General features: G+C 68.3%; 20 protein-coding genes. 6 read left to right on the top strand and 14 right to left on the bottom strand.

Features of this window, described 5'->3' with window-relative positions; all coding sequences use genetic code 11:
• Nucleotides 1-267: 267 nt before the first annotated feature.
• Entirely contained in the window at nucleotides 268-738 is a 471-nt protein-coding gene (locus HWX03_RS04955; RefSeq protein ID WP_175870455.1) for a universal stress protein, read from the bottom strand.
• A 320-nt stretch (nucleotides 739-1,058) separates the two neighbouring features.
• On the opposite strand from HWX03_RS04955, the gene HWX03_RS04950 reads away from it, so the two are divergent.
• On the top strand, nucleotides 1,059-3,161 hold the full coding sequence (locus tag HWX03_RS04950) for a PAS domain S-box protein (protein ID WP_175870454.1): 2,103 nt from the start codon (nucleotides 1,059-1,061) through the stop codon (nucleotides 3,159-3,161).
• Complete coding sequence (locus HWX03_RS04945; protein ID WP_006483707.1) at nucleotides 3,158-3,805, top strand: response regulator transcription factor; 648 nt, start codon at nucleotides 3,158-3,160, stop codon at nucleotides 3,803-3,805. The genes HWX03_RS04950 and HWX03_RS04945 overlap by 4 nt, the downstream gene beginning before the upstream one ends.
• Before the next feature lie 66 nt (nucleotides 3,806-3,871).
• Here the strand turns inward: HWX03_RS04945 and HWX03_RS04940 are convergent, their stop codons facing one another.
• The 7 genes from HWX03_RS04940 to HWX03_RS04910 all read right to left on the bottom strand — a co-directional run bounded on the left by HWX03_RS04940 (nucleotide 3,872) and on the right by HWX03_RS04910 (nucleotide 11,927).
• On the bottom strand, nucleotides 3,872-4,276 hold the full coding sequence (locus HWX03_RS04940; protein WP_059505223.1) for a lysozyme inhibitor LprI family protein: 405 nt from the start codon (nucleotides 4,274-4,276) through the stop codon (nucleotides 3,872-3,874).
• A gap of 298 nt (nucleotides 4,277-4,574) precedes the next feature.
• Nucleotides 4,575-4,904 carry a DUF4148 domain-containing protein gene (locus HWX03_RS04935; protein ID WP_105132824.1) on the bottom strand — a complete coding sequence of 110 codons (330 nt, stop codon included), beginning with the start codon at nucleotides 4,902-4,904 and terminating at the stop codon, nucleotides 4,575-4,577.
• Nucleotides 4,905-5,130: 226 nt separating this feature from the next.
• Complete coding sequence (locus HWX03_RS04930) at nucleotides 5,131-6,009, bottom strand: PilZ domain-containing protein (RefSeq protein ID WP_175870453.1); 879 nt, start codon at nucleotides 6,007-6,009, stop codon at nucleotides 5,131-5,133.
• A gap of 79 nt (nucleotides 6,010-6,088) precedes the next feature.
• On the bottom strand, nucleotides 6,089-8,677 hold the full coding sequence (locus HWX03_RS04925) for a transglycosylase domain-containing protein (RefSeq protein WP_175870452.1): 2,589 nt from the start codon (nucleotides 8,675-8,677) through the stop codon (nucleotides 6,089-6,091).
• 185 nt (nucleotides 8,678-8,862) lie between these two features.
• On the bottom strand, nucleotides 8,863-9,870 hold the full coding sequence (gene lhpH / locus HWX03_RS04920) for a trans-3-hydroxy-L-proline dehydratase (RefSeq protein ID WP_175870451.1): 1,008 nt from the start codon (nucleotides 9,868-9,870) through the stop codon (nucleotides 8,863-8,865).
• A gap of 68 nt (nucleotides 9,871-9,938) precedes the next feature.
• On the bottom strand, nucleotides 9,939-11,060 hold the full coding sequence (locus HWX03_RS04915) for a branched-chain amino acid ABC transporter substrate-binding protein (protein WP_175870450.1): 1,122 nt from the start codon (nucleotides 11,058-11,060) through the stop codon (nucleotides 9,939-9,941).
• A gap of 129 nt (nucleotides 11,061-11,189) precedes the next feature.
• Nucleotides 11,190-11,927, bottom strand: a complete 738-nt coding sequence (locus tag HWX03_RS04910; RefSeq protein WP_175870449.1) for a GntR family transcriptional regulator — start codon at nucleotides 11,925-11,927, stop codon at nucleotides 11,190-11,192.
• Between the two features lie 268 nt (nucleotides 11,928-12,195).
• Here HWX03_RS04910 and lhpI point away from each other — a divergent pair, with 268 nt between their 5' ends.
• The 3 genes from lhpI (at nucleotide 12,196) to HWX03_RS04895 (ending at nucleotide 14,497) form a co-directional block, all read left to right on the top strand.
• A complete protein-coding gene (gene lhpI, locus HWX03_RS04905) occupies nucleotides 12,196-13,131 on the top strand; it encodes a bifunctional Delta(1)-pyrroline-2-carboxylate/Delta(1)-piperideine-2-carboxylate reductase (RefSeq protein WP_175870448.1) in 936 nt (311 codons plus the stop codon).
• A gap of 169 nt (nucleotides 13,132-13,300) precedes the next feature.
• Nucleotides 13,301-13,705, top strand: coding sequence for a response regulator transcription factor (locus HWX03_RS04900; protein WP_175870447.1), 405 nt, complete (start codon nucleotides 13,301-13,303; stop codon nucleotides 13,703-13,705).
• Between the two features lie 15 nt (nucleotides 13,706-13,720).
• Nucleotides 13,721-14,497 carry a helix-turn-helix domain-containing protein gene (locus HWX03_RS04895; RefSeq protein WP_174430021.1) on the top strand — a complete coding sequence of 259 codons (777 nt, stop codon included), beginning with the start codon at nucleotides 13,721-13,723 and terminating at the stop codon, nucleotides 14,495-14,497.
• Nucleotides 14,498-14,525: 28 nt separating this feature from the next.
• On the opposite strand, the gene HWX03_RS04890 is transcribed toward HWX03_RS04895, so the two are convergent.
• From HWX03_RS04890 to HWX03_RS04865, 6 genes are all read right to left on the bottom strand, one after another.
• The gene (locus HWX03_RS04890) at nucleotides 14,526-14,876 is read right to left on the bottom strand and encodes a metal ABC transporter ATPase (RefSeq protein ID WP_175870446.1); all 351 of its coding nucleotides are present in this window, start codon (nucleotides 14,874-14,876) and stop codon (nucleotides 14,526-14,528) included.
• Between the two features lie 153 nt (nucleotides 14,877-15,029).
• Nucleotides 15,030-15,269, bottom strand: coding sequence for a hypothetical protein (locus tag HWX03_RS04885; protein ID WP_006479066.1), 240 nt, complete (start codon nucleotides 15,267-15,269; stop codon nucleotides 15,030-15,032).
• 16 nt (nucleotides 15,270-15,285) lie between these two features.
• The gene (locus HWX03_RS04880) at nucleotides 15,286-15,576 is read right to left on the bottom strand and encodes a DUF1488 domain-containing protein (protein ID WP_174430023.1); all 291 of its coding nucleotides are present in this window, start codon (nucleotides 15,574-15,576) and stop codon (nucleotides 15,286-15,288) included.
• A 131-nt stretch (nucleotides 15,577-15,707) separates the two neighbouring features.
• Complete coding sequence (locus HWX03_RS04875; protein WP_174430024.1) at nucleotides 15,708-16,106, bottom strand: DUF488 family protein; 399 nt, start codon at nucleotides 16,104-16,106, stop codon at nucleotides 15,708-15,710.
• 165 nt (nucleotides 16,107-16,271) lie between these two features.
• On the bottom strand, nucleotides 16,272-17,474 hold the full coding sequence (locus HWX03_RS04870) for an amino acid aminotransferase (RefSeq protein WP_175870445.1): 1,203 nt from the start codon (nucleotides 17,472-17,474) through the stop codon (nucleotides 16,272-16,274).
• A 46-nt stretch (nucleotides 17,475-17,520) separates the two neighbouring features.
• The gene (locus tag HWX03_RS04865) at nucleotides 17,521-18,906 is read right to left on the bottom strand and encodes an amino acid permease (RefSeq protein WP_175870444.1); all 1,386 of its coding nucleotides are present in this window, start codon (nucleotides 18,904-18,906) and stop codon (nucleotides 17,521-17,523) included.
• Between the two features lie 319 nt (nucleotides 18,907-19,225).
• Here HWX03_RS04865 and HWX03_RS04860 point away from each other — a divergent pair, with 319 nt between their 5' ends.
• The gene (locus tag HWX03_RS04860; RefSeq protein ID WP_014899441.1) at nucleotides 19,226-19,699 is read left to right on the top strand and encodes an Lrp/AsnC family transcriptional regulator; all 474 of its coding nucleotides are present in this window, start codon (nucleotides 19,226-19,228) and stop codon (nucleotides 19,697-19,699) included.
• Nucleotides 19,700-19,704: the final 5 nt, after the last annotated feature.

Raw genomic sequence — 19,704 nt, 5'->3', positions numbered from 1 at the left:
CTGACTGCCCGATCTCGATTCATGCGACCGGGTGCCGCCGGATGTCCGTGCGTCGATCGCCGCGGCCATGCGCGCGGCGAACAAGCGGATACCCACCGATGCTGCCAGAACTGCGTGCCGGGATGCAACCGTCGACGCGCAATCGCGCACCGGCGAGCGCCCCGGCGGCGCGGCGCGGCACACCCGATCCCGCCCACAATCCGGCCACACGCGCGGCACCCTGCCGCCCGCAGATGCGCGCACAGCGTCGGCGCCGTATCGCGTCGATTACGCGGCCGCCGACGCACCCGGCTCGTCGTGCCGTACCAGCAGCACGGGCCGGTCGGCCGCGCGCAGCAGCGATTCCGCCACGCTGCCGAGCAACAGCCTGCGCAGGCCGTGCCGCCCGCTCGTGCCCATCACGATCAGGTCGGCGTCGGCTTCGGCCGCCGTGCGCATCAGCACCGTCGCGATGTCCTCGCCGTATGCGTCGAGCGCGCGCACCGTGCCCCGCACATGCTGCTGGGCGAGCGCCGCTTTCGCGTCGTCGAGCACCGGCGTCGCGGCATCGGTCGCGGCGACATCGCCGTCGTGCTCGGCGGCGAAGCCGGCGTCGACGTCGACGAGCTGCGGCCGATGCTCGACGACGTACGCACAGGTCACTTCGCCGCCGGACGCCGTCGCGATCCGGATCGCCTCGTTCAGCGCGAGACGCGCGCTCGGGCCACCGTCGAGCCCGACGAAAATCCGCTTGTACATGGTCCGTCCCTCCGATCGGGCGTGCGTCGCGCGTTGCGTAACGACGGCCCGTTATCGCCAGCCGGCCCGGCGCCGGCTTGCCTGCCGAACAGTCTGCCCCACGTGCCGACACGCGCGTTGACGCGCGTCAAGCGCGGCCGGCGCGCCCGCTGCTTCACGCCGTTTGCCGCAATTTCAACTGACCCCATTACAAAAAACGTGTAAAACGCGCACAATTTCATTCTCAAAATAGTCGTTGCACGCAGCCGGTGCGAGTTTTCCCCGGTTTTGCCGCGTTGCCCGAGTGCCGCGGGCAGCCCCAACAACAGAATGGCCATCGAATGACCGCCAGTGGAACCCCGACGCGGGACGCCCGAGGGCCCACGCGCCTCCAGACCATGTTACGCCAGCCGTTCGCGGCCGGCGTCGTTACGCTGTGCGCGGGCGCCGTGCTGTCGCTCGGCGTCGCGCTGCTCGTGCGCGAGCAGTGGCAAGCCACCGTTCATACGCGTTTCGAGCGCCGCACGACGCACGTGACCGCGATGCTGCGGCATGAACTGCAGGCCGGTGTCGCCGTGCTCGAAGGCGCGCGTGGCGCATTCGGCCTCGTCCGCGACATGACGCCCGGCCAATGGCGCCGGTATGCGGAGACGCTCGATCTCGACAGCGGCCGCTCGCCGGTCCGGCAGATCGGCTATGCGCCGCTGACGCCCGCGGCGCGCGGCGCGCTGGCCGGCGCGAAGCCGCTGCCGGCCGATCCGCTCGCGGCAGCGACGCTCAGCGCCCCTGCCTCGAACTCGCCGGTCGTGCGCTTCGGCGCGTTCGACGCGGCACCGCTCACGCGCGCGCTGCGGACCGGCGATATCGCGCTGGGCGTCCACCCTGCCGACGACGATGCCTCCCGCGACGCCCGCACCCTGACGCTGTTCCTGCCCGTGACGGCCTCGCCGCTGGCCGCCGCCACGCCGTCCGGCACGCGCGAAGCCGGCGCCGACGGGATGCTGTTCGCGGCGCTGAGCCCGCGGCGCCTGGTCGAGCGCGCGCTCGACGCGGAACGCGGGATCGACCTGTGGATGACCGCCGGCGGCGATTCGCGCGCGATCGTCAGCGTCGAGACGACGACCGACGAAGCGTCGGCGTCGCCCGACCTGATGCGGCGCACCGATGCGCTGAATTTCGGCGGCACGGCGCTGACGCTCGCCTATTCCGCGGACGGCCGGCCGAGCGCGACCGGCGCGCAGCGTGCGGCCGGCACGGTGCTCGCCGCCGGGCTGATCGCGTCGTTCGGATTCGCGGCGCTCGTCCATGCGCTGCTGCGCGGCCGTGCCGATGCCGGCGCGAGCAGCCGCGGCAGCCTCAACGAGGCACGGATGATGGGCATCATCCGTTCGTCGATGGAAGCGATCATCACGATCGACGAGAAGCAGACGGTCGTGATCTTCAATCCGATGGCCGAGCAGGTGTTCGGCGTGTCCGCGATGGAGGCGATCGGCGCGCCGCTGTCGCGCTTCATTCCCGAGCGGTTCCGCGCGGCGCACGCGAAGCACGTCGACCAGTTCGGCGTGACGGGCGTGTCCGAGCGGCAGATGGGCCGCCAGCGCGTGCTGTTCGGGCTGCGGGCCAACGGCGAGGAATTCCCGATCGAAGCGTCGATCTCGCAGATCCGCGACGCGTCGGGCAAGCTTTATACGGTGATGCTGCGCGATATCACCGAGCGGCTGCGGGCCGAGAACGCGCTGAAGCAATCGCGCGAGGAATTGCGCGAACTGTCGGCGAACCTGCAGAACGTGCGCGAAGAGGAAAAAACCCGCATCGCGCGCGAGCTGCACGACGACCTCGGGCAGCAGCTCACCGCGCTGAAGATGGACCTGTCGGTCATCGAGCAGCAACTGCGCATGCCCGGCCGCGCGCAGCCCGACGAAGGCGTGCAGATGCATCTGCAAGGCATGCGGCGGCTGATCGACGCGACGGTCGCATCGGTGCGGCGGATCGCGGCCGACCTGCGGCCGGTGATGCTCGACGATCTCGGCCTCGTGCCCGCGATCGAATGGCTCGCGAACGATTTCACGAACCGCTACGGGATCGACGTCGAGCGCCACATCGAAACGGGCGGCCTCACGTTCACCAGTACGGGCGCGACCACGCTGTTCCGCATCGTCCAGGAAGCGCTGACGAACGTCGCGCGCCATGCGGATGCGACGCGCGTGGCGTTGCGGCTCGACATCGAGGAAGGCTTTTGCGTGCTGCGCGTCGCGGACAACGGCCGCGGCGCGGCGCCCGGCGGTCCGGCCCACGAGGACAAGTCGTTCGGCCTGATCGGCATTCGCGAACGCGCGCACATGCTGGGCGGCACCGTGACGATCGACACCGCGCTCGCGCGCGGTTTCTCGATTACCGTCTCATTTCCGCTCGCCACCGTTCAACAGGACACGCTCATCACATGATCAAGGTGCTCATCGCCGACGACCATACGCTCGTACGCGACGGTCTGCGGCACATCCTCCAGAACGCCACCGGATTCGAGGTGGCCGGCGAAGCCTGCGACGGCCCGTCGACGATCGCGCTGGTGCGTGCAACGCCCGCGCAGGTACTCGTGCTCGACCTGTCGATGCCGGGCCGCAACGGCGTCGAGCTGATCAAGCAGATCAAGGACGAGAAGCCCGCGCTGCGCGTGCTCGTGCTGACGATGCACGCGGAGCAGCAATACGCGGTGCGTGCGTTCCGCGCGGGCGCGTCCGGCTATCTGACGAAGGAAAGCGCGAGTGCGGAGCTGGTCGGCGCGGTCACGAAGGTGGCGTCGGGCGGCGTCTACGTGAGCCTCGCGATGGCCGAGCAGTTCGCGCAGAGCCTGAACGAGCCGGCCGAGACGCTGCCGCACCAGCGGCTGTCCGACCGCGAATTCGACGTGTTCCGACGGATCGCCGCCGGCCAGACGCTGACCGAGATCGCGAATGCGCTGTGCGTGAGCGCGAAGACGGTCAGCACCTACAAGACCCGGATCCTCGAAAAGATGCAGATGCCGCACGAAGCGGCGCTCGTGCGTTACGCGATGCGGCACAAGCTGCTCGACGAAACGGACGACGTGTAACAGACGACGTGTAACGGACGACGTGTAGCCGGCGTCGTGCGGGCCTCAGCGGGCCCGCGCACGACGTTACTTCGCGGGCACCGGGCACGCGAGGTCGCCTTCCTCGCAGGACAGATAGCCCTTCAGCGTCTCGGTGCGCGCTTTCGTCAGATCGTCGAGACAGGTCGATACGACCATCGGGTACGCGCTGCCACCCTCGGCATTCGCGCTCGAGAAATGGCATTCGGCATCGCGGTACGCGATCCACGCGCGCTGCGCGTTCACGAGTTTGTCGGCGAGCGGCCGCGCATCGCGCAAGCGCGCGGTAACGGCCTGGTAGGTCCGGTTCAACTCCCCGTCGGATTTCTTGTACGCACGATCGGCACACGCCGTCATCGTCGCCTGATCCGTCGCGTCCGCGCAATTCGCCTGCGCATGGGCGACGCTCGCCACCAGCGCCAGTGAGCCCAGCAGACCGGTCAAGACACGCATGGATGCTCCTTGTTGTTCGTTGAAGTGTGGAACCCGGTGCCCTGCTGCGCCCCGTGTGCATGGGCCGCGCCACCGCGGCGACATCGACCGCGATGCTAGCGCACGTGCGGCGGATTGTCAGCGGGTGTCGGGCTGATACCCGACGCTCGCTATTTCGCCTGTTGTCGTGTTTCCTGATGGCGAAAGCATCACATCGTTGCGCATCATTGAAAAAGCCCGCACTCGAAACTAAACGAGTGCGGGCTTTTTCGACAAGCCTTCAGCCGCGGCCGCCAACGGCCGCGAGACAACGGCCGGCTTAGTGGCCGAAGTACACCGACGAGCGGTCGCTGACGGCCGGTACGACCGCGCGCTGGCCCGACTGCGACGTCGCGACCGGGTTCGAACCGTAGCCGGTTGCGTCGGCTTGCGCGCCGGTGTTCTGCGCGGCGGCGATCTTGGCCTGGGCGGCCTGGATGTTTTCCGGATAGTTGATCCAGTCGTTCGGGTTGTAGCCGGCCTTTTCGAGCTGGACCAGCTCGGCGCGCACTTGCGCGCGCGTCAGCGGCTGCTGGTTCGATTGGGCGAACGAGACGACCGGTGCGGCCACCAGGGCGGCCAGTGCAACTGCCTTGATCAGCGATTTCATGATGCGTTACCTCCAGGATTGTTTTGTCAGGCGCTTCGGACTCGGGGTCGTTGCGCATGAGTAGAAGTCTAGGAGGCTCGACTATCAGGGTAAATACTTAAATCGCAAATTCACTGTTGACCGAAACCGTACAATCCATCGGGAATAAGTCGATTCGTCAGATGATTATCGACGTTCGTGCACCGAATGCCGCGATACGGTAGCCGGCACGCCTCCGGCCGCGCATTCAGCGCAGGCGATCGGTATCCGCCGACGCCATCTGCCTGTCGAACAGCAGCGCCTTGAGGCGAATCAGGTCGTCGGCATCGATGTCGCCGAACGCCGCATGATGCAGCGTCAGCGCCGGCGCCGCCGGGTCGGCATGCACGCCCCGCACCATGCCATCGAGCGCCAGCCGCTCGACGCGGCCGCCGGTTTCGTACGGAAGCAGCACGCGCAACGGCTCGCCGGGCGCCGCGATCGCCCGGTCGATGGCGATCGACAGCCCGCTCAGGCTGATGTCGTGCACCACCCCGATGCCTTCCGCCCCCTCCGCTCCGCCAGTGCAGCAGGCCGCGATGCGCACCGGCACGCGCGGCTCCCCGCGCGTGCGCAGCCGGTCGACGAACCCGGGCGGCGACAGGATCATGAACGGCCCGGCGCCCGACGCCTGCACCGATTCGACCGTCGCGCCGAAACGGAACACCGCGGCGCGGCCGATCGCCACCGCTTCGACGTCGTCGCCGCGTGCGAACTCGAGCACGGTGGCCGGCTGCGGCTCGACGAACAGCGCCCCCGATGCGCCGACGCCGATCAACCGGCAGCGCTGCAGCACGCGCGTCGTGCCGACCCGGCGGCGGATGCCGATCGCGGCGCCCGCCGACAAGCCCATGCGCGTGGCGGGCGCGGCTGCCGCCTCGGACACGCGCGAATCGGTGTCGGCGTCCTCGCGTCGGCGGATGGGGCGGAAATGGTCGAACAGGAAAACATGCTGCGCGGCATCGCGCAGCGTCGTGCCGGCCGGCAGCAGCGCGGCGCCGTCGGCGTCGTAGAGGTCGAAGCCGAGCGGAACGCCGGCGCAAAGGTCGTCGCGCACGAGCGCGACGTAATCGGTGGAAAGCCGCATCGGAGCAGCGCGGGGCGACCGCGCGAACTGTCGTGACAACTTGATTACGGCAGCATCGCGCGGAATCTGAACGGCTGCGTTACTGCGACGCGCCGGTCGCATCGGGCGCGGCCGGCACCGGCACCGGCGGTGGGGCCGGCACGGCCGACGGGGCGACGCCGACACCGGCGCTGCTTCCGCTCGTCGTACTGGCGCCCGCCGGCGGCTGCGCAGGCTGCGGCTGCGGTTGCGATGCGCCCGCCGACAGCGCCGCGGCCGACGCGGCCACTTCGGACGCCGGCACCCATTCCTCGACGATGCCGCTGGATGCGGCATCCGGTGCCGATGCGGTGGAAGCCGCCGACGCCGCGCCTTCGTCGGCCTCGGCCGGGCGCTCGATACGCTGCGTCCTGACCGGCGCGGGCGCCTTCTTCGGCTCGGGCGGGAACCACGTGTCGAACAGGTCGGTCACGCGCTCGCGCAGCGACCCGAACCAGCCCGGCGACGGCTCGGTATCGAATTTCGCCTTCGTATCGACGATCCGGGCGCGCTGCGCGCGCTGGAAGAAATCGCCGACGATCGGCAGCGCGCTGTGCGCGCCCTGCCCCCAGTAATCGCTGCGCAGCGTCACGCGGCCGTCGTCGAAGCCGACCCACGCGCCGGCGACGAGGCCCGGCTGCATCAGGATGAACCAGCCGTCCGCGTTGTCCTGCGTCGTGCCGGTCTTGCCGGCCACGTCGCCGCGGATGCCGAAGCGCGTGCGAATGCTGCCGCCCGTGCCGCGCGTCACGACGTCGCGCATCACGTCGAGCAGCGTCTTGTCGGTTTCGGCACCGAGCGCGCGCTCGGGCGGCGCCGGTGCGTACTCGGCGAGCACCTCGCCCTGGCGATTCTCGATGCGCGTCACCATCTGCGGCTCGACGTACAGGCCGCCGTTCGCGATCGTCGCGTACGACGCGACCATTTCCTTCAGCGTGACCGGGCTCGTGCCGAGCGCGAGCGACGGCACGCGTTCGAGCGGGCTTTCGCGCACGCCCATGTCGCGCGCCAGCCGTGCGACGGCGCCCGGCCCGACCTTCTCCATCACCTGCGCGGTGATCCGGTTGCGCGACAGCGCGACGGCGTCGCGCAGCGTCATCGGCTTGCCGGTCGGCGGCACGTCGTCGTTCGGCCGCCAGATCTCGCCGCCCTTCAGCGGGATCTCGACCGGCTGGTCGATGAACGTATCGTCCGGCTTCATCCCGCTCGCGAACGCGGCGCCATAGACGAACGGCTTGAACGTCGAGCCCGGCTGGCGCCGCGCCTGCGCGACGTGGTCGAACGGCTCGCGCGTGAAGTCGCGGCTGCCGACCCACGCGCGGATCTGCCCGTCACGCGGATCGATCGCGAGGAAGCCGGCCTGCACGTCGGTCTTCGCCTTGCACAGCGCGTGCAGGAAGCCGCGGTCGGCCGCGAGCATCTTCATCGCCGCCGCGTCGTCCTTGCCGGCGTCCTGCGCGGCCTTGTACTCGGGCGATTCGCGCATGAAGGTGCGGAACACCTCGTTGTCGGTGCCGCAGCCGTCGCGGCCGCTCCATGCGTTGTTCGCGATGCCCTGCAACTGATTGCCCTGCAGCGTGAGCGCCTGCGTCGCCATCTGCTGGAGGCGCGAGTCGATCGTCGTGCGCACGATCAGCCCGTCCGAGTAGATGTTGTAGTCGTTGCGGTCGGCCCACGCGATCAGCCATTTGCGCAACTGCTGCGCGAAATGCGGCGCCGGCCCGGGCGGCTCCTTCTGGCGCTCGAAGTCGATCCGCAGCGGTCGGCGCTGCCACTGCGCGAACTGCGCCGGCGACAGCTTGCCGTACTTCACCATCTGGCCGAGCACCGTGTTGCGCCGCTGCAGCGCGCGCTCGGGGTTCAGCACCGGGTTGTAGTAGCTGTTGCCCTTCAGCATCCCGACGAGCGTCGCGCTGTCGAGCACGTCGAGTTCGTCGGCCGACTTGTCGAAATAGGTGCGCGCGGCCATCTCGACGCCGTACGCGTTGTACAGGAACGGCACCGTGTTCAGGTAAGTCTCGAGGATCTGGTCCTTGCTGTAGACGGCCTCGATCTTCAGCGCGGTGATCGCCTCCTTCACCTTGCGCGTGAGCGTCGGCGCGCGGCCGATCTCGTCCGGATACAGGTTGCGCGCGAGCTGCTGCGTGATCGTCGAGCCGCCCTGGCGGCTACCCGAGAACGTATGCAGCGCGGCCGACGCCGTGCGCTTCCAGTCGAGGCCGTGGTGTTCGTAGAAGCGGTGATCCTCGGTCGCGATCAGCGCGTCGACCATGTGCGGCGAGATCTGCTTGAGCGACACCCATTCGCGGTTCGACGGCTTGAATTCGGCCAGCAGCTTGCCGTCGGCGGACAGCACTTGCGCGGGCTGGTCGACGCGCGCCTTGCGGATGTCGCCGATGCCCGGCGTGAACGGGATCAGCACGACCACGTACACCGCGAACAGCGCCGGCACGGCGGCGGCCGTGAGCAGCACGCCCCGGCGCGTCGGGTGGCGGACATGGTGCCACGCGGTGGCGGCGAGAGGCTTGACGCGCGCGGCGGCGGCCGCCGCGACAGGTTGGGCGCGCGCGACCCATCTGGCACACAAGGCACGCACTGACGACACGTTTCGGCGATTCACGCGGGTGGAGCTCGGCTGAAAAGGCTGCATCGTACCAAACTCGCGCGGCCGTCCGACCCGCGGCGGCGTTGGGCCGGCATACGTGGTGCGGTTTCGCGACGGCGCTGACGCAAAAAAGGCGCGTGCCCGGCATCCGGAACGACGCGCCAAACCTGGTACGACAACCTGAACGCCGCGCGACGGCGGCGCGACGGCGGCGCGACCTGCGCTGCGGCTCAGCGCACGAGGAATCCGTACGTGAGCGGATCGCGCTCGTCGACGATCCAGTTCGCGAACCCGCAGATATGCGCGCTGCCTTCCACTTCCGGGATCACGGCCGGGATGTCGCCGACCGTCGTTTCGCGCAGCACGCGCCCCTTGAAGACCGTGCCGACGATCGATTCGTTGACGAACGTGTCGCCCGCCGCGAGCAGCCCGCGCTGGTAGAGCTGCGCGACGCGCCCGCCAGTGCCGGAGCCGGTCGGCGAGCGGTCGACCTCGCGATCCGCGAACACGCAGCAGTTCGCCTGCGTCGAACCCGCGTGACGCGGCGCGTTCGCGATGATCGTGCCGTAGATATGGTTGATTTCCGGGATCTCCGGATGCACGACCGGATACGTCGCGTTCGCGGCCGCCTTCACTTCCGCGCCGAAACGGATCAGTTGCTCGACCGCCGATTCGCGCACCGGCAGGTCGAACGGCGCGCCGTCGACATAGAAATAAAACGCGCCGCCATACGCGATGTCGCCGGTCACGGTACCGAACGACGGCGTCTCGACCGACACGTCGCGCCGCCAGATGAACGACGGCACGTTGACGAAGCGCACGGGCCCCGCATGCTCGCCGTCCCACCGGACGAACGCTTCGATGAAGCCGCACGGCGCGTCGATGCCGACCCGCGTCTCGGGCACCGTGCGCTGCACCCAGCCGAGCTCGACGGCCGCCGTCGACAGCGCGATCACGCCGTGTCCGCAATGGTCGCTGTAGCCTTCGTTGTGCACGAAGATCACACCGAAATCGGCGTTCGGCGACACGGGCTCGGTCAGGTAGCCGCCGTACATGTCGGCGTGACCGCGCGGTTCGAACATCAGCGCGCGGCGGATCTCGTCGGCGTGCTCCTTGAGCCATGCGCGGCGCTGGACGATCGTGTCGCCGGGCAGCCGCGGCAGCCCGCTCGTGACGATGCGGAACGCCTCGCCGCCGGTGTGCACTTCGACGGTGGACAGGGATCGGGAAATTTTCATGACGAATCGGATGCGTTGAAACGAAGGACGGCGGCCGGGCCGCCGTCCGGTGACGGGCGGTGCGGCTATTACTTCGCGTACGGTTCCGGCAGCCCGTTGCGGATCACGTAGACCGTGGTCGGCGCGCCTTTCAGGTCGCCGTTCGCGTCGAACGAATAGGTGCCCGCGACGCCCGCGTAGTTCGACTTCGCGAGCTGCGCGATCAGCTTCGCCTTGTCGGTGGTCGTGCCGGCCTTGACCATCGCGTCGGCGAGCAGCTTCACGCCGTCGTAGTAATTGACGCCGTAGACCTGCGTATCGGTGTGATAGGCGTCGTGGTACTTCTTCAGGAATTCGCGGCCGGCCGGCGTCTTCTCGAGCGCGACCCCGCCCTGCGCGCAATAGACGATCGACGCCGCCTCGCCCGCGACCTTGCCCATGTCGGCCGAGCAGATGCCGTCGCCGCCGAGCAGCTTCGCGCGCAAGCCCCGCTGCTTCATCTGCTTGGCCATCGGCGCGCCCTGCGCCGCATAGCCGCCGAGAAAGATCACGTCGGGGTTGCCGGCCTTGATCTTGGTGAGAATGCCGAGGAAATCGGTGGCCGACGAATTCGTGTATTCCTGGTCGACGATCCTGATGCCGTTCGCCTTCGCGACCTTCATGAACTGCTCGGCGACGCCCTGGCCGTACGCGGTGCGATCGTCGATCACGGCCGCGGTTTTCGCGTTCAGCGTCTTCGCGGCGAACGTGGCCATCGTGCCGCCGAGCTGCTCGTCGCTCGCGCCGATCCGGAAGATGTTCTTGAAGCCCTGCCGCGTGAGCGCCGGGTTCGACGCGACCGGCAGGATCGGCACGCCGGCGTTCGCATACACACGCGAGGCCGGAATCGCGACGCCCGAGTTGTACGGCCCGAGCACCGCGACGACGCCCTTGTCGACGAGGTTCTGCGCGACCTGCACGCCGGCCTTCGGGTCGGCCTGGTCGTCTTCGGAAACCAGTTTGAAGGTCACGGTCTTCCCGCCGACCTTCACGCCGGCCTTGTTGAGCTCGTCCACCGCGAGCCGCGCGCCGTTTTCGTTGTCCTTGCCGTTGGCGGCCTGCGGGCCCGTCAGCGGCGCCGAATGGCCGATCGTCACGACTTCCTGCGCGTGCGCGGAAGTCAGTGCGCCGGCGGCCACAGCCACCGAGAGCGCGGTTACGAGGTGTCGCATAATGTCTCCTGATTGGTTTTGTGTGAAACCAATGTAGGACACGCGTGGTCACATCGCAAGCAATTTCAAAATAATTATGGAGATTTTGGTCATATTGAAGACCAGACCGAACACGCGCGCGCAGGCGTGCTACTTCGGCGCGATGTCGCGCCGCACGCGGCGGATGTGCTGTTCGACATAGAACGCAGCCGCATCGGCATCCCCGGACACGATCGCCTCGTAGATCAGCCGGTGCTCGGACACGTAGAGCCGGATCCGGCCCGCGTCGTAGATGCCGTCGTCCTTCAGCCGCTTCCACAGCGGTTGGTCCATCGTCTTCGCGACTTCGTCCGCGATCTTCACGATCAGCGCGTCGCCGGTCATCAGTGCGAGCTGCCGGTGGAACAGCCGGTCGCTCTCGTTCCACAGCGCGCGCTGGTGCGGGTCGTCGACGTCGGTGATGGTTTCCATCTGCGCGAGATAGCGCTCGGCACCGGGGTCGGCGCGGCCATGGGCGGCCGCGAGGCGCGCGATCGCGGGCTCCAGGATCAGCCGCACGTCGAGCGTCGACGTCGGGCTGAAGTCGGCCTCGGACGCGGTGTGCGCGTCGCCGCGCTTCGCGAGCACGTCGAGCGGCGCCGCGACGACGTAGGTGCCCGAATTGCGCTTCGTGAACACGAGCCCTTCGTTCTGCAGCGCGCCGAGCGCTTCGCGCACGGCCGGCCGGCCGACCTGGAACAGCGCCGCGAGCTCGCGCTCGGACGGCAGCCGCGACTCGGCCGCGTAACGCCCCGCGCGAATCTCGTCGCGGATTTTTTCGGCTACCTGCTCGTAGATCTGCAGCGGCCTGAAACCGCCTTCGAGTGAGTCGGGACGCGCGGACATCATCGTAGGGCTCCTGCCCGTTCGTGGGCGTGGATCTGGAATGGGTTCGCACTATACCGGAGCGGCGCGGGTAGCGCGGCAGTGGCGAGCCTTTTGGCCAGATATTAGAACCAAAATCCACGAAGCGCTTTATTTTCTGGGTTGCGGACGCGCCAGCAAGTGGTATAGATTCGATCCACACTCACTGCCCGGTGTCACGGTATCCGGCAGACTTGTGGCGGGCGCGGCATGCGTCCGCCGTTCACGCTCACCGACGCCTGCGACGTACACGATGACCGCCTTTTCCCCGATTCCCGTTTTCGACGCGGCCGACACGGCCGCGCTGCTCGACTACCCGGCGCTGCTCGCCACGCTCAGGCAAGCGGTCGTCGAGTATGCGGCGGGCGACATCGTCAGCCCCGAACGCCTGGTCGTGCCGCTGCAAGGCGGCGGCGTGATGCTGTCGATGCCGTCGAGCGCCCACGACCTGGCGAGCCACAAGCTCGTCAACGTGTGCCCGGGCAACGGCGCACGCGGGTTGCCGACGATCCTCGGCCAGGTCACCGCGTACGACGCCACCACCGGAGCAATGCGCTTCGCGCTCGATGGCCCGACCGTCACCGGCCGCCGCACGGCGGCGATCACCGCGCTCGGCATCCAGGCGCTGCACGGCGCCGCGCCGCGCGACATCCTGCTGATCGGCACCGGCAAGCAGGCGGCCAATCACGCGGAAGCGCTCGCGGCGATCTTTCCGGACGCGCGCCTTCACGTGCGCGGCACGAGCGCGGACAGCGCGGCCGCCTTCTGCGCCGCCCACCGCGCGCATGCGCCGCGACTCGCGCCGCTCGACGGCGACGCGATTCCCGACGCGATCGACGTGGTCGTCACGCTGACGACGAGCCGCACGCCCGTCTATCGCGAAACCGCACGCGAAGGCCGGCTCGTGGTCGGCGTCGGCGCGTTCACCGCGGATGCCGCCGAGATCGACGCGAACACGGTGCATGGCAGCCGGCTCGTCGTCGACGATCCGGCCGGCGCGCGCCACGAAGCCGGCGACCTGATCGTCGCGCAGGTCGACTGGCAGCACGTCGCGTCGCTCGCCGACGTGCTGAACGGCACCTTCGCCCGCAGCGGCCCGCTGCTGTTCAAGAGCGTCGGCTGCGCCGCATGGGACCTGGCTGCGTGCCGCGCCGCGCGCGACGCGCTGGCCGCGCGCGGCGCCGGCTGACCCGGCCGCGCAACCGTTCGCGCCGCTCGCGCGGCATCGCATCGTCGGATTCACACCGGCGGTTTCCCGTACGCGGTGTAGGAAACGCCCTACACCGCGTCGAAGCGGCCTACACGAAGTTCCAATTCGGCCGATTTCAATTTCGGCGGCGCACCACGATACTGCCGGCATGAATGCCAGCCTGTCACCCGCCGCGCTCAGGGTGTTCCTCGTCGATCACGCAGTCGCCGTCCGCCAGCGGATCGCGCTGCTCGTCGGCGCGATCCACGGCGTTGCCGTCGTGGGCGAAGCGGAAGACGGCCAGGACGCGTGGACGCATATCCGCAGCAGTCGCGCGGACGTGGTGATCGTCGACGTGCGGCTCGCGGACGGCAGCGGTCTCGACCTGATCGGGATACTGTCGAAGGCCACGCCGCGCATCGTCACGATCGTGCTGACGAACCACTCGGCGCCGGCATTCAGAGAGGCATGCGCGACGGCGGGAGCCGACTACTTCTTCGACAAGACCGTCGAATTCGACGCTGCATGCCGTGTCATCGAATCCCTGACGCACGCTCGCGTGCGCCTCCCCTGACGAGCCGAGCGATTCATGTCCACCGCCACCGCCTTCGCCGACGTGTCCGTCGTACCCCGCCCAACGATTCCGCTGCGCCCGGCCGCGCGCGCCGACGCCGCCAAACATCCGGCCGCCCGCTGCTCGGCCTGCGCGATGCGCTCGATGTGCCTGCCGCCGCACCTGACGGCCGCCGAATACGGCCGCCTCGACACGATCATCTGCACGACGCGACAGGTTCGCCAGGGCGACGCGCTGTTCCGCACCGACGATCCGTTCCAGAGCATCTATGCAGTGCGCGCGGGTTCGTTCAAGACGGTGATGATGCATCGCGACGGCCGCGAGCACGTGACGGGCTTCCAGATCGCCGGCGAAACGCTCGGGATGGACGGCATCGGCGGCGGCCAGCACTGCTGCGACGCGATCGCGCTGGAAGACAGTGTGGTCTGCATCATCCCGTTCGGCGCGCTCGAAGCCGCGTGCCGCGAGATGAAGCCGATGCAGCACTTCCTCTACCAGATGCTGAGCAGCGAGATCGTCCGCGAATCGAGCCAGATGCTGCTGCTCGGCACGATGTCGGCCGAGCAGCGCGTCGCGCATTTCCTGCTGAACCTGTCGTCGCGGTTCGAGGCGCGCGGCTATTCGGCGACCGAATTCAACCTGCGGATGACGCGCGAGGAAATCGGCTGCTATCTCGGGATGAAGCTCGAAACCGTCAGCCGGATGTTCTCGCGGTTCCATCGCGAAGCGCTCGTCGACACGCGCGGCAAGCGCGTGCGCATCATCGACGCGCAAGCGCTCGCGCGGGTCTGACACGCGGCGCCGGATGGCCGGCGCGGCATCACTGCCTGGCGTTGCCCGTCGCCGCGTCGCGCAGCGCCGCCGTTGCGGCGCCCGCCTGCCACGCGATCAACGCCTGTTCGGCCTGCGCGAACGCGCGGCGCAGCGCATCGTCCACGTCGGCGCCGACGCACGGCGGCAGCGACCGGAGCGCCGCGTCGTGCATCACCAGGTCGAGCCGCACGTCGTACAGGCGCGCACCATCGGCCACCGTACGCGACTCGATCGCGAGATGGCAGCCGTCGATCAACGCGCGAAACCGTTCGAGCCGCACCAGTTGCGCGCCGGCTTCGGCCTCGACCGCTGCCGAACCCGTGAATCCGAGGCAGGCGATCTGCATGCCCACGCCCATGTCGTCTCTCCTGACGGGGCCGCCCGCTCGTCGACCGCCTTGCATGTGCCGGCCGCCTCATGATGCGGCGGCACGTGTTTCCCGTGGCGCGGCGCGCATTTTTCGATCGCGGCCGGCCGATAGTCTGCCCGCGCCTGGCCGGCGCGGGACCGTTCATACGTTGAAGGTCTGCGACGCCTTCATCTCGATCCACGTCATGCCGGCCCGCAGCCCTTCGATCATCGCCTCGCGCTCCGTCGGATACGCGTGGCTGTGCTCGAACGTATGATGAAACCGCGCGGCGCCGGCGCCGTGCTCGACCGACACGCGGCAGCGGAACTCGCCCGATTCGCACGGGCGCGTCTCCACTTCGACCGACCAGTCGCGTTCGTGAATGTTGCCCTGCAGTGTCATGCGCCCTCCTGCGGTATCAGTCTTCGAGCCGGAAGTGCCCGCTGTGCAGCAGCACCGGCCGGCCGCCGATTTCCTCGAGCATTCGTCGTGCCTTCGCCTCGATGGCCGACCGGTGCGCGTCGAATGCGCCCAGCAGATCGCGTTCGAGCAGCGACCGCGCGCCGAAATGGTCTTCCAGCGCCTCGGCCGTGACCGCGCACTGGACGCAACGCCCGTCGACCAGCGCCGAAAACGCGACGACCAGGTCGCGCGCGCAGTATTCGGGTGGCTCGGGCGGGAAAACGATGTGCATCTGTTCGCCTGTCATTGTCGTGATGGCTCCATGACAAGAGCATAGTGGCGCGCGCGGCCGCGCGCTTGACCCACGTCAACCGGTTCGCTGCACCGCACGATCACGGTGCGGCCGCGCGACGCCGCTTCAGCCCGCTTCAGCCCGCTTCAGCCCGCGTCGGGCTCGATCGCCGCGCCGCGCTCCGCGAGCAGCTCGCGCAGCACGCTGCGGTGGCAATGGCGTTCGTCGTCGCAGTAGCAGCCGATCGAGAACGCGGTGGTCGCCGACAGCGCGGCCAGCAGGTCCAGCACCTTCGCCGCGTCGCCGTGCGCCATCTCCGCGCGGAAGTGGCGCTTGAACGCCTTCCATTCTGCGTCGGTTTCGGCGGCCTGCGCCTGCGCGACGAGTTCCGGGCTCGGCGACAACGTCGGCAACCATACATCATAGTAGTTGCGCGACGCGAATTCCGCCTTCGGTACGCCGCGCGGCGGCCGCCGCACCGTGCCGATCCGCAGGCCTTCGCCGGCCGCGCGCGGCGTGCCGAGCTGGATGATCCGGATGCCCATGTCGCTCCTCTGCTCCCCTGTCTTGCGTACGATGCCGTGATCGTACCGCCGCGCCGGCCCGTGTGTCAGCCGGGCGCCGCAGATGACGGCCGCCCAACAAAAAACCGGCTGCTCCCGCGACGGGACACAGCCGGTTCTGCATCGTGGCGCGCCGCCGCGCCGCGCTCAGACGCCGCTCTTCAGCACCTTGCCGATCGCGTCCGCGACGATGCCGACGTTCGAGTCGTTCAGGCCCGCCACGCACATCCGGCCCGAGCGCAGGATGTACACGCCGTGCACCTCGCGCAGCGCGTCGACCTGCGATTCGGTCAGGCCCGTGTACGTGAACATCCCGCGCTGCTTCACGTAGCGCGTGAGCGCTTCGCCGCTCACGTGGTCGCGCAGGCCGTCGTGGATCGACTGGCGCATCCGCGCGATGCGGCGGCACATCGCCGACAGTTCCTCTTCCCACTGCTTGCGCAGCGCCGGCGTGCCGAGCACGGCCGCGACGACCTTCGCGCCGTAGGTCTGCGGGTTGCTGTAGTTCGAGCGCACGGCGCCGGCCAGCTGGCCGAGCACGCGGTCGGCCGCGGCCGCGTCTTCGCAGACGACGCTCAGGCCGCCCACGCGCTCGCCGTACAGCGAGAAGTTCTTCGAGAACGAGTTCGCGACGAGCGTCGGCACGCCGCGACGGGCCAGTTCGCGCACCGCGAACGCATCCGCGTCGAGGCCCGCGCCGAAGCCCTGGTACGCCATGTCGACGAACGGCAGCAGCCCGCGCGCCTCGATCACGTCGATCAGCTTCTCCCACTGGCCTTCGTCGAGGTCGACGCCGGTCGGGTTATGGCAGCACGCGTGCAGCAGCACGATGCTGCGCGCCGGCAGCGCGTCGATCGCCGCCAGCATCGCGTCGAACTTCAGGCCGCCCGTCGCCTCGTCGTAGTACGGATACGTGTTCACCGTGAAGCCGGCGCGCTCGAAGATGAAGCGGTGGTTTTCCCAGCTCGGATCGCTGAGCCACACCTGCGAATCCGGGAAATAGCGCTTCAGGAAATCGGCGCCGACCTTCAGCGCGCCCGAGCCGCCGAGCGTCTGCAGCGTCGCGATGCGGCCGGCCGCGCGGGCCGGATGATCGGCGCCGAACACCAGCGATTGCACGGCGTCGCGGTACGCGGCGAGGCCGACCATCGGCAGGTACGGCTTCGGGCCGCTGTCGCGCTGCAGCGCGGTTTCGGCTTCACGCACGGCGCCCAGCACCGGAATCCGGCCTTCGGCGTCGAAATAGATCCCGATGCTCAGGTTGACCTTCTGGTCGCGCGGATCTTTCTGGAAGTTCTCGTTGAGCGTCAGGATCGGGTCGCCCGGATACGCGTCGATGTGTTCGAACATGGCTTGAGTCGGTCTCGTTTGGAAGAAGGGTCGATCGTGGCCTGCGTCAGCGTGCGGAGGCGCCGTCGTGCACCGCAAAGCCCGCATTCTTCTGACGGAAGCGATACCCGATCGCGAGCACCGCGAGCCATACCGGGATCAGGTACACCGACAGGCGGAGATCCGGCGTCAGGTACATCACGACGAGAATGCCGGCCATGAATGCCAGGCACAGGTAATTCGTGAAAGGATAGCCCAGACTGCGGAAGGAAGTCTCCTCCCCGGCAGCACGCTTGGCCTGGCGGAACTTCAGGTGGATCAGGCTGATCATCGCCCAGTTGATGATCAGCGCCGACACGACGAGGCCCATCAGCACCTCGAACGCCTTGCCCGGCATGAAGTAGTTGACCAGCACGCACACGCCGGTCGCGAGCGCCGACGCGCCGAGCGCGGCGAGCGGAATGCCGCGCTTGTTCACCGAGCACAGCACCTTCGGCGCGTTGCCCTGCTTCGCGAGGCCGAACAGCATCCGGCTGTTGCTGTATACACCGCTGTTGTAGACCGACAGCGCGGCCGTCAGCACGACGACGTTCAGCACGTTCGCGACCACGTTGCTGCTCAGCGCGTGGAAGATCAGCACGAACGGGCTGCCGCCGGTGACGACCTTCTCCCACGGGTACAGCGACAGCAGCACGGCCAGCGCGCCGATGTAGAAAATCAGGATGCGGTAGATGACCTGGTTGGTCGCGCGCGGAATGCTGTGCTTCGGATCGTCGGCTTCGGCCGCGGTGATACCGATCAGCTCCAGCCCGCCGAACGAGAACATGATCGCGGCCATCGACATCACGAGCCCCGACACGCCGTTCGGGAAGAAGCCGCCGTGCTGCCACAGGTTCCGGACGGTCGCTTCCGGCCCTGCATGGCCGCTCGCGAGCAGCCAGCCGCCGAAGCCGATCATCCCGACGATCGCGGCGACCTTGATGATCGAGAACCAGAATTCCGTCTCGCCGTACGACTTCACGCTCGCCAGGTTCAGCAGGTTGATCGCGACGAAGAACACCAGCGCCGACACCCAGGTCGGCACGCCGGGCCACCAGTACTGCACGTAGATGCCGACGGCCGACAGCTCGGCCATGCTGACGAGGATGTACAGCACCCAGTAGTTCCAGCCGGACAGGAAGCCGGTGAAGTGGCCGACGTATTTGTTCGCGAAGTAGCTGAACGACCCCGCGACGGGCTCGTCGACGACCATCTCGCCGAGCTGGCGCATGATGAAGAACGCAACGATGCCGGCCACCGCATAGCCGAGCAGCACGGACGGGCCGGCCATCTTGATCGTCTGCGCGATGCCGAGGAACAGCCCCGTGCCGAGCGCGCCGCCGAGCGCAATCAGCTGGATGTGCCGGTTCTTCAGCCCGCGCTTCAGGCCGTCCTTCTCGTTTCCAGAAACCATGTCTTCTCCATTCTGCCCGCCTCCGCCGGAAGCGGTGCGGCGCGCCTCGGTGTGCCGGGCGCTGTTTTGCTGTGCCGGCGGCCGTTCGTGGAGCCGCCGGGTTGGGGACTGCAATCTTCGCGTGGCGGCGGCCGATTCGCGTCGGCGTGCTGGCCGGAGCGGCCGCCGACTCGTCGCCCACGCCGCATGGCTGCGGCCGCACACGAAAATCCGGCGTCAGTTTAGCGTCGCGACGGCGAAATCGGGTTGCGTAACCCGCTCATGCAAACCCTACATTATGAGATAAGATTGCATCCAGGAGACAAATGAGGAAACAAAAATGCCTGAACCGGTTCTCGATCGCATCGATCGCCACTTGCTGTCGGTGTTGCAGGAGAACGGCCGCGCGTCGAACCTCGATCTGGCGAAGGCGGTCGGCCTGTCGCCCGCGCAGACCTTGCGACGCCACCGCCGGCTGGAGGAAATCGGCGCGATCCGCCGCTATGAAACGCGGCTCTGCCCCGATACGCTCGGCTTCGGCGTCACCGCGTTCGTGCACGTGACGATGGAGCGCGGGCATATCCGCGATTTGTCGAAGTTCCAGAAACTCGTGTCGGATCTCGCGCAGATCCAGGAATGTTTCTCGGTGACGGGCGATATCGACTATGTGCTGAAGGTCGTCGCGCACGATCTGAAAGGGTTGTCGCGATTCCTGCTCGAGACGCTGATGCGCATTCCCGGCGTGAGCGGCGTGCATTCGAGCGTGTGCCTCGACGAGATCAAGTGTACGAGTGCGATGCCGGTGGAAAGCTGACAGGC

The sequence above is a fragment of the Burkholderia sp. BCC0397 genome (genome assembly GCF_902832865.1).
GTDB lineage: Bacteria > Pseudomonadota > Gammaproteobacteria > Burkholderiales > Burkholderiaceae > Burkholderia.
The sequence above is the reverse complement of the archived record's forward strand: the minus strand, read 5'-3'. Positions and strand labels throughout refer to the sequence as shown.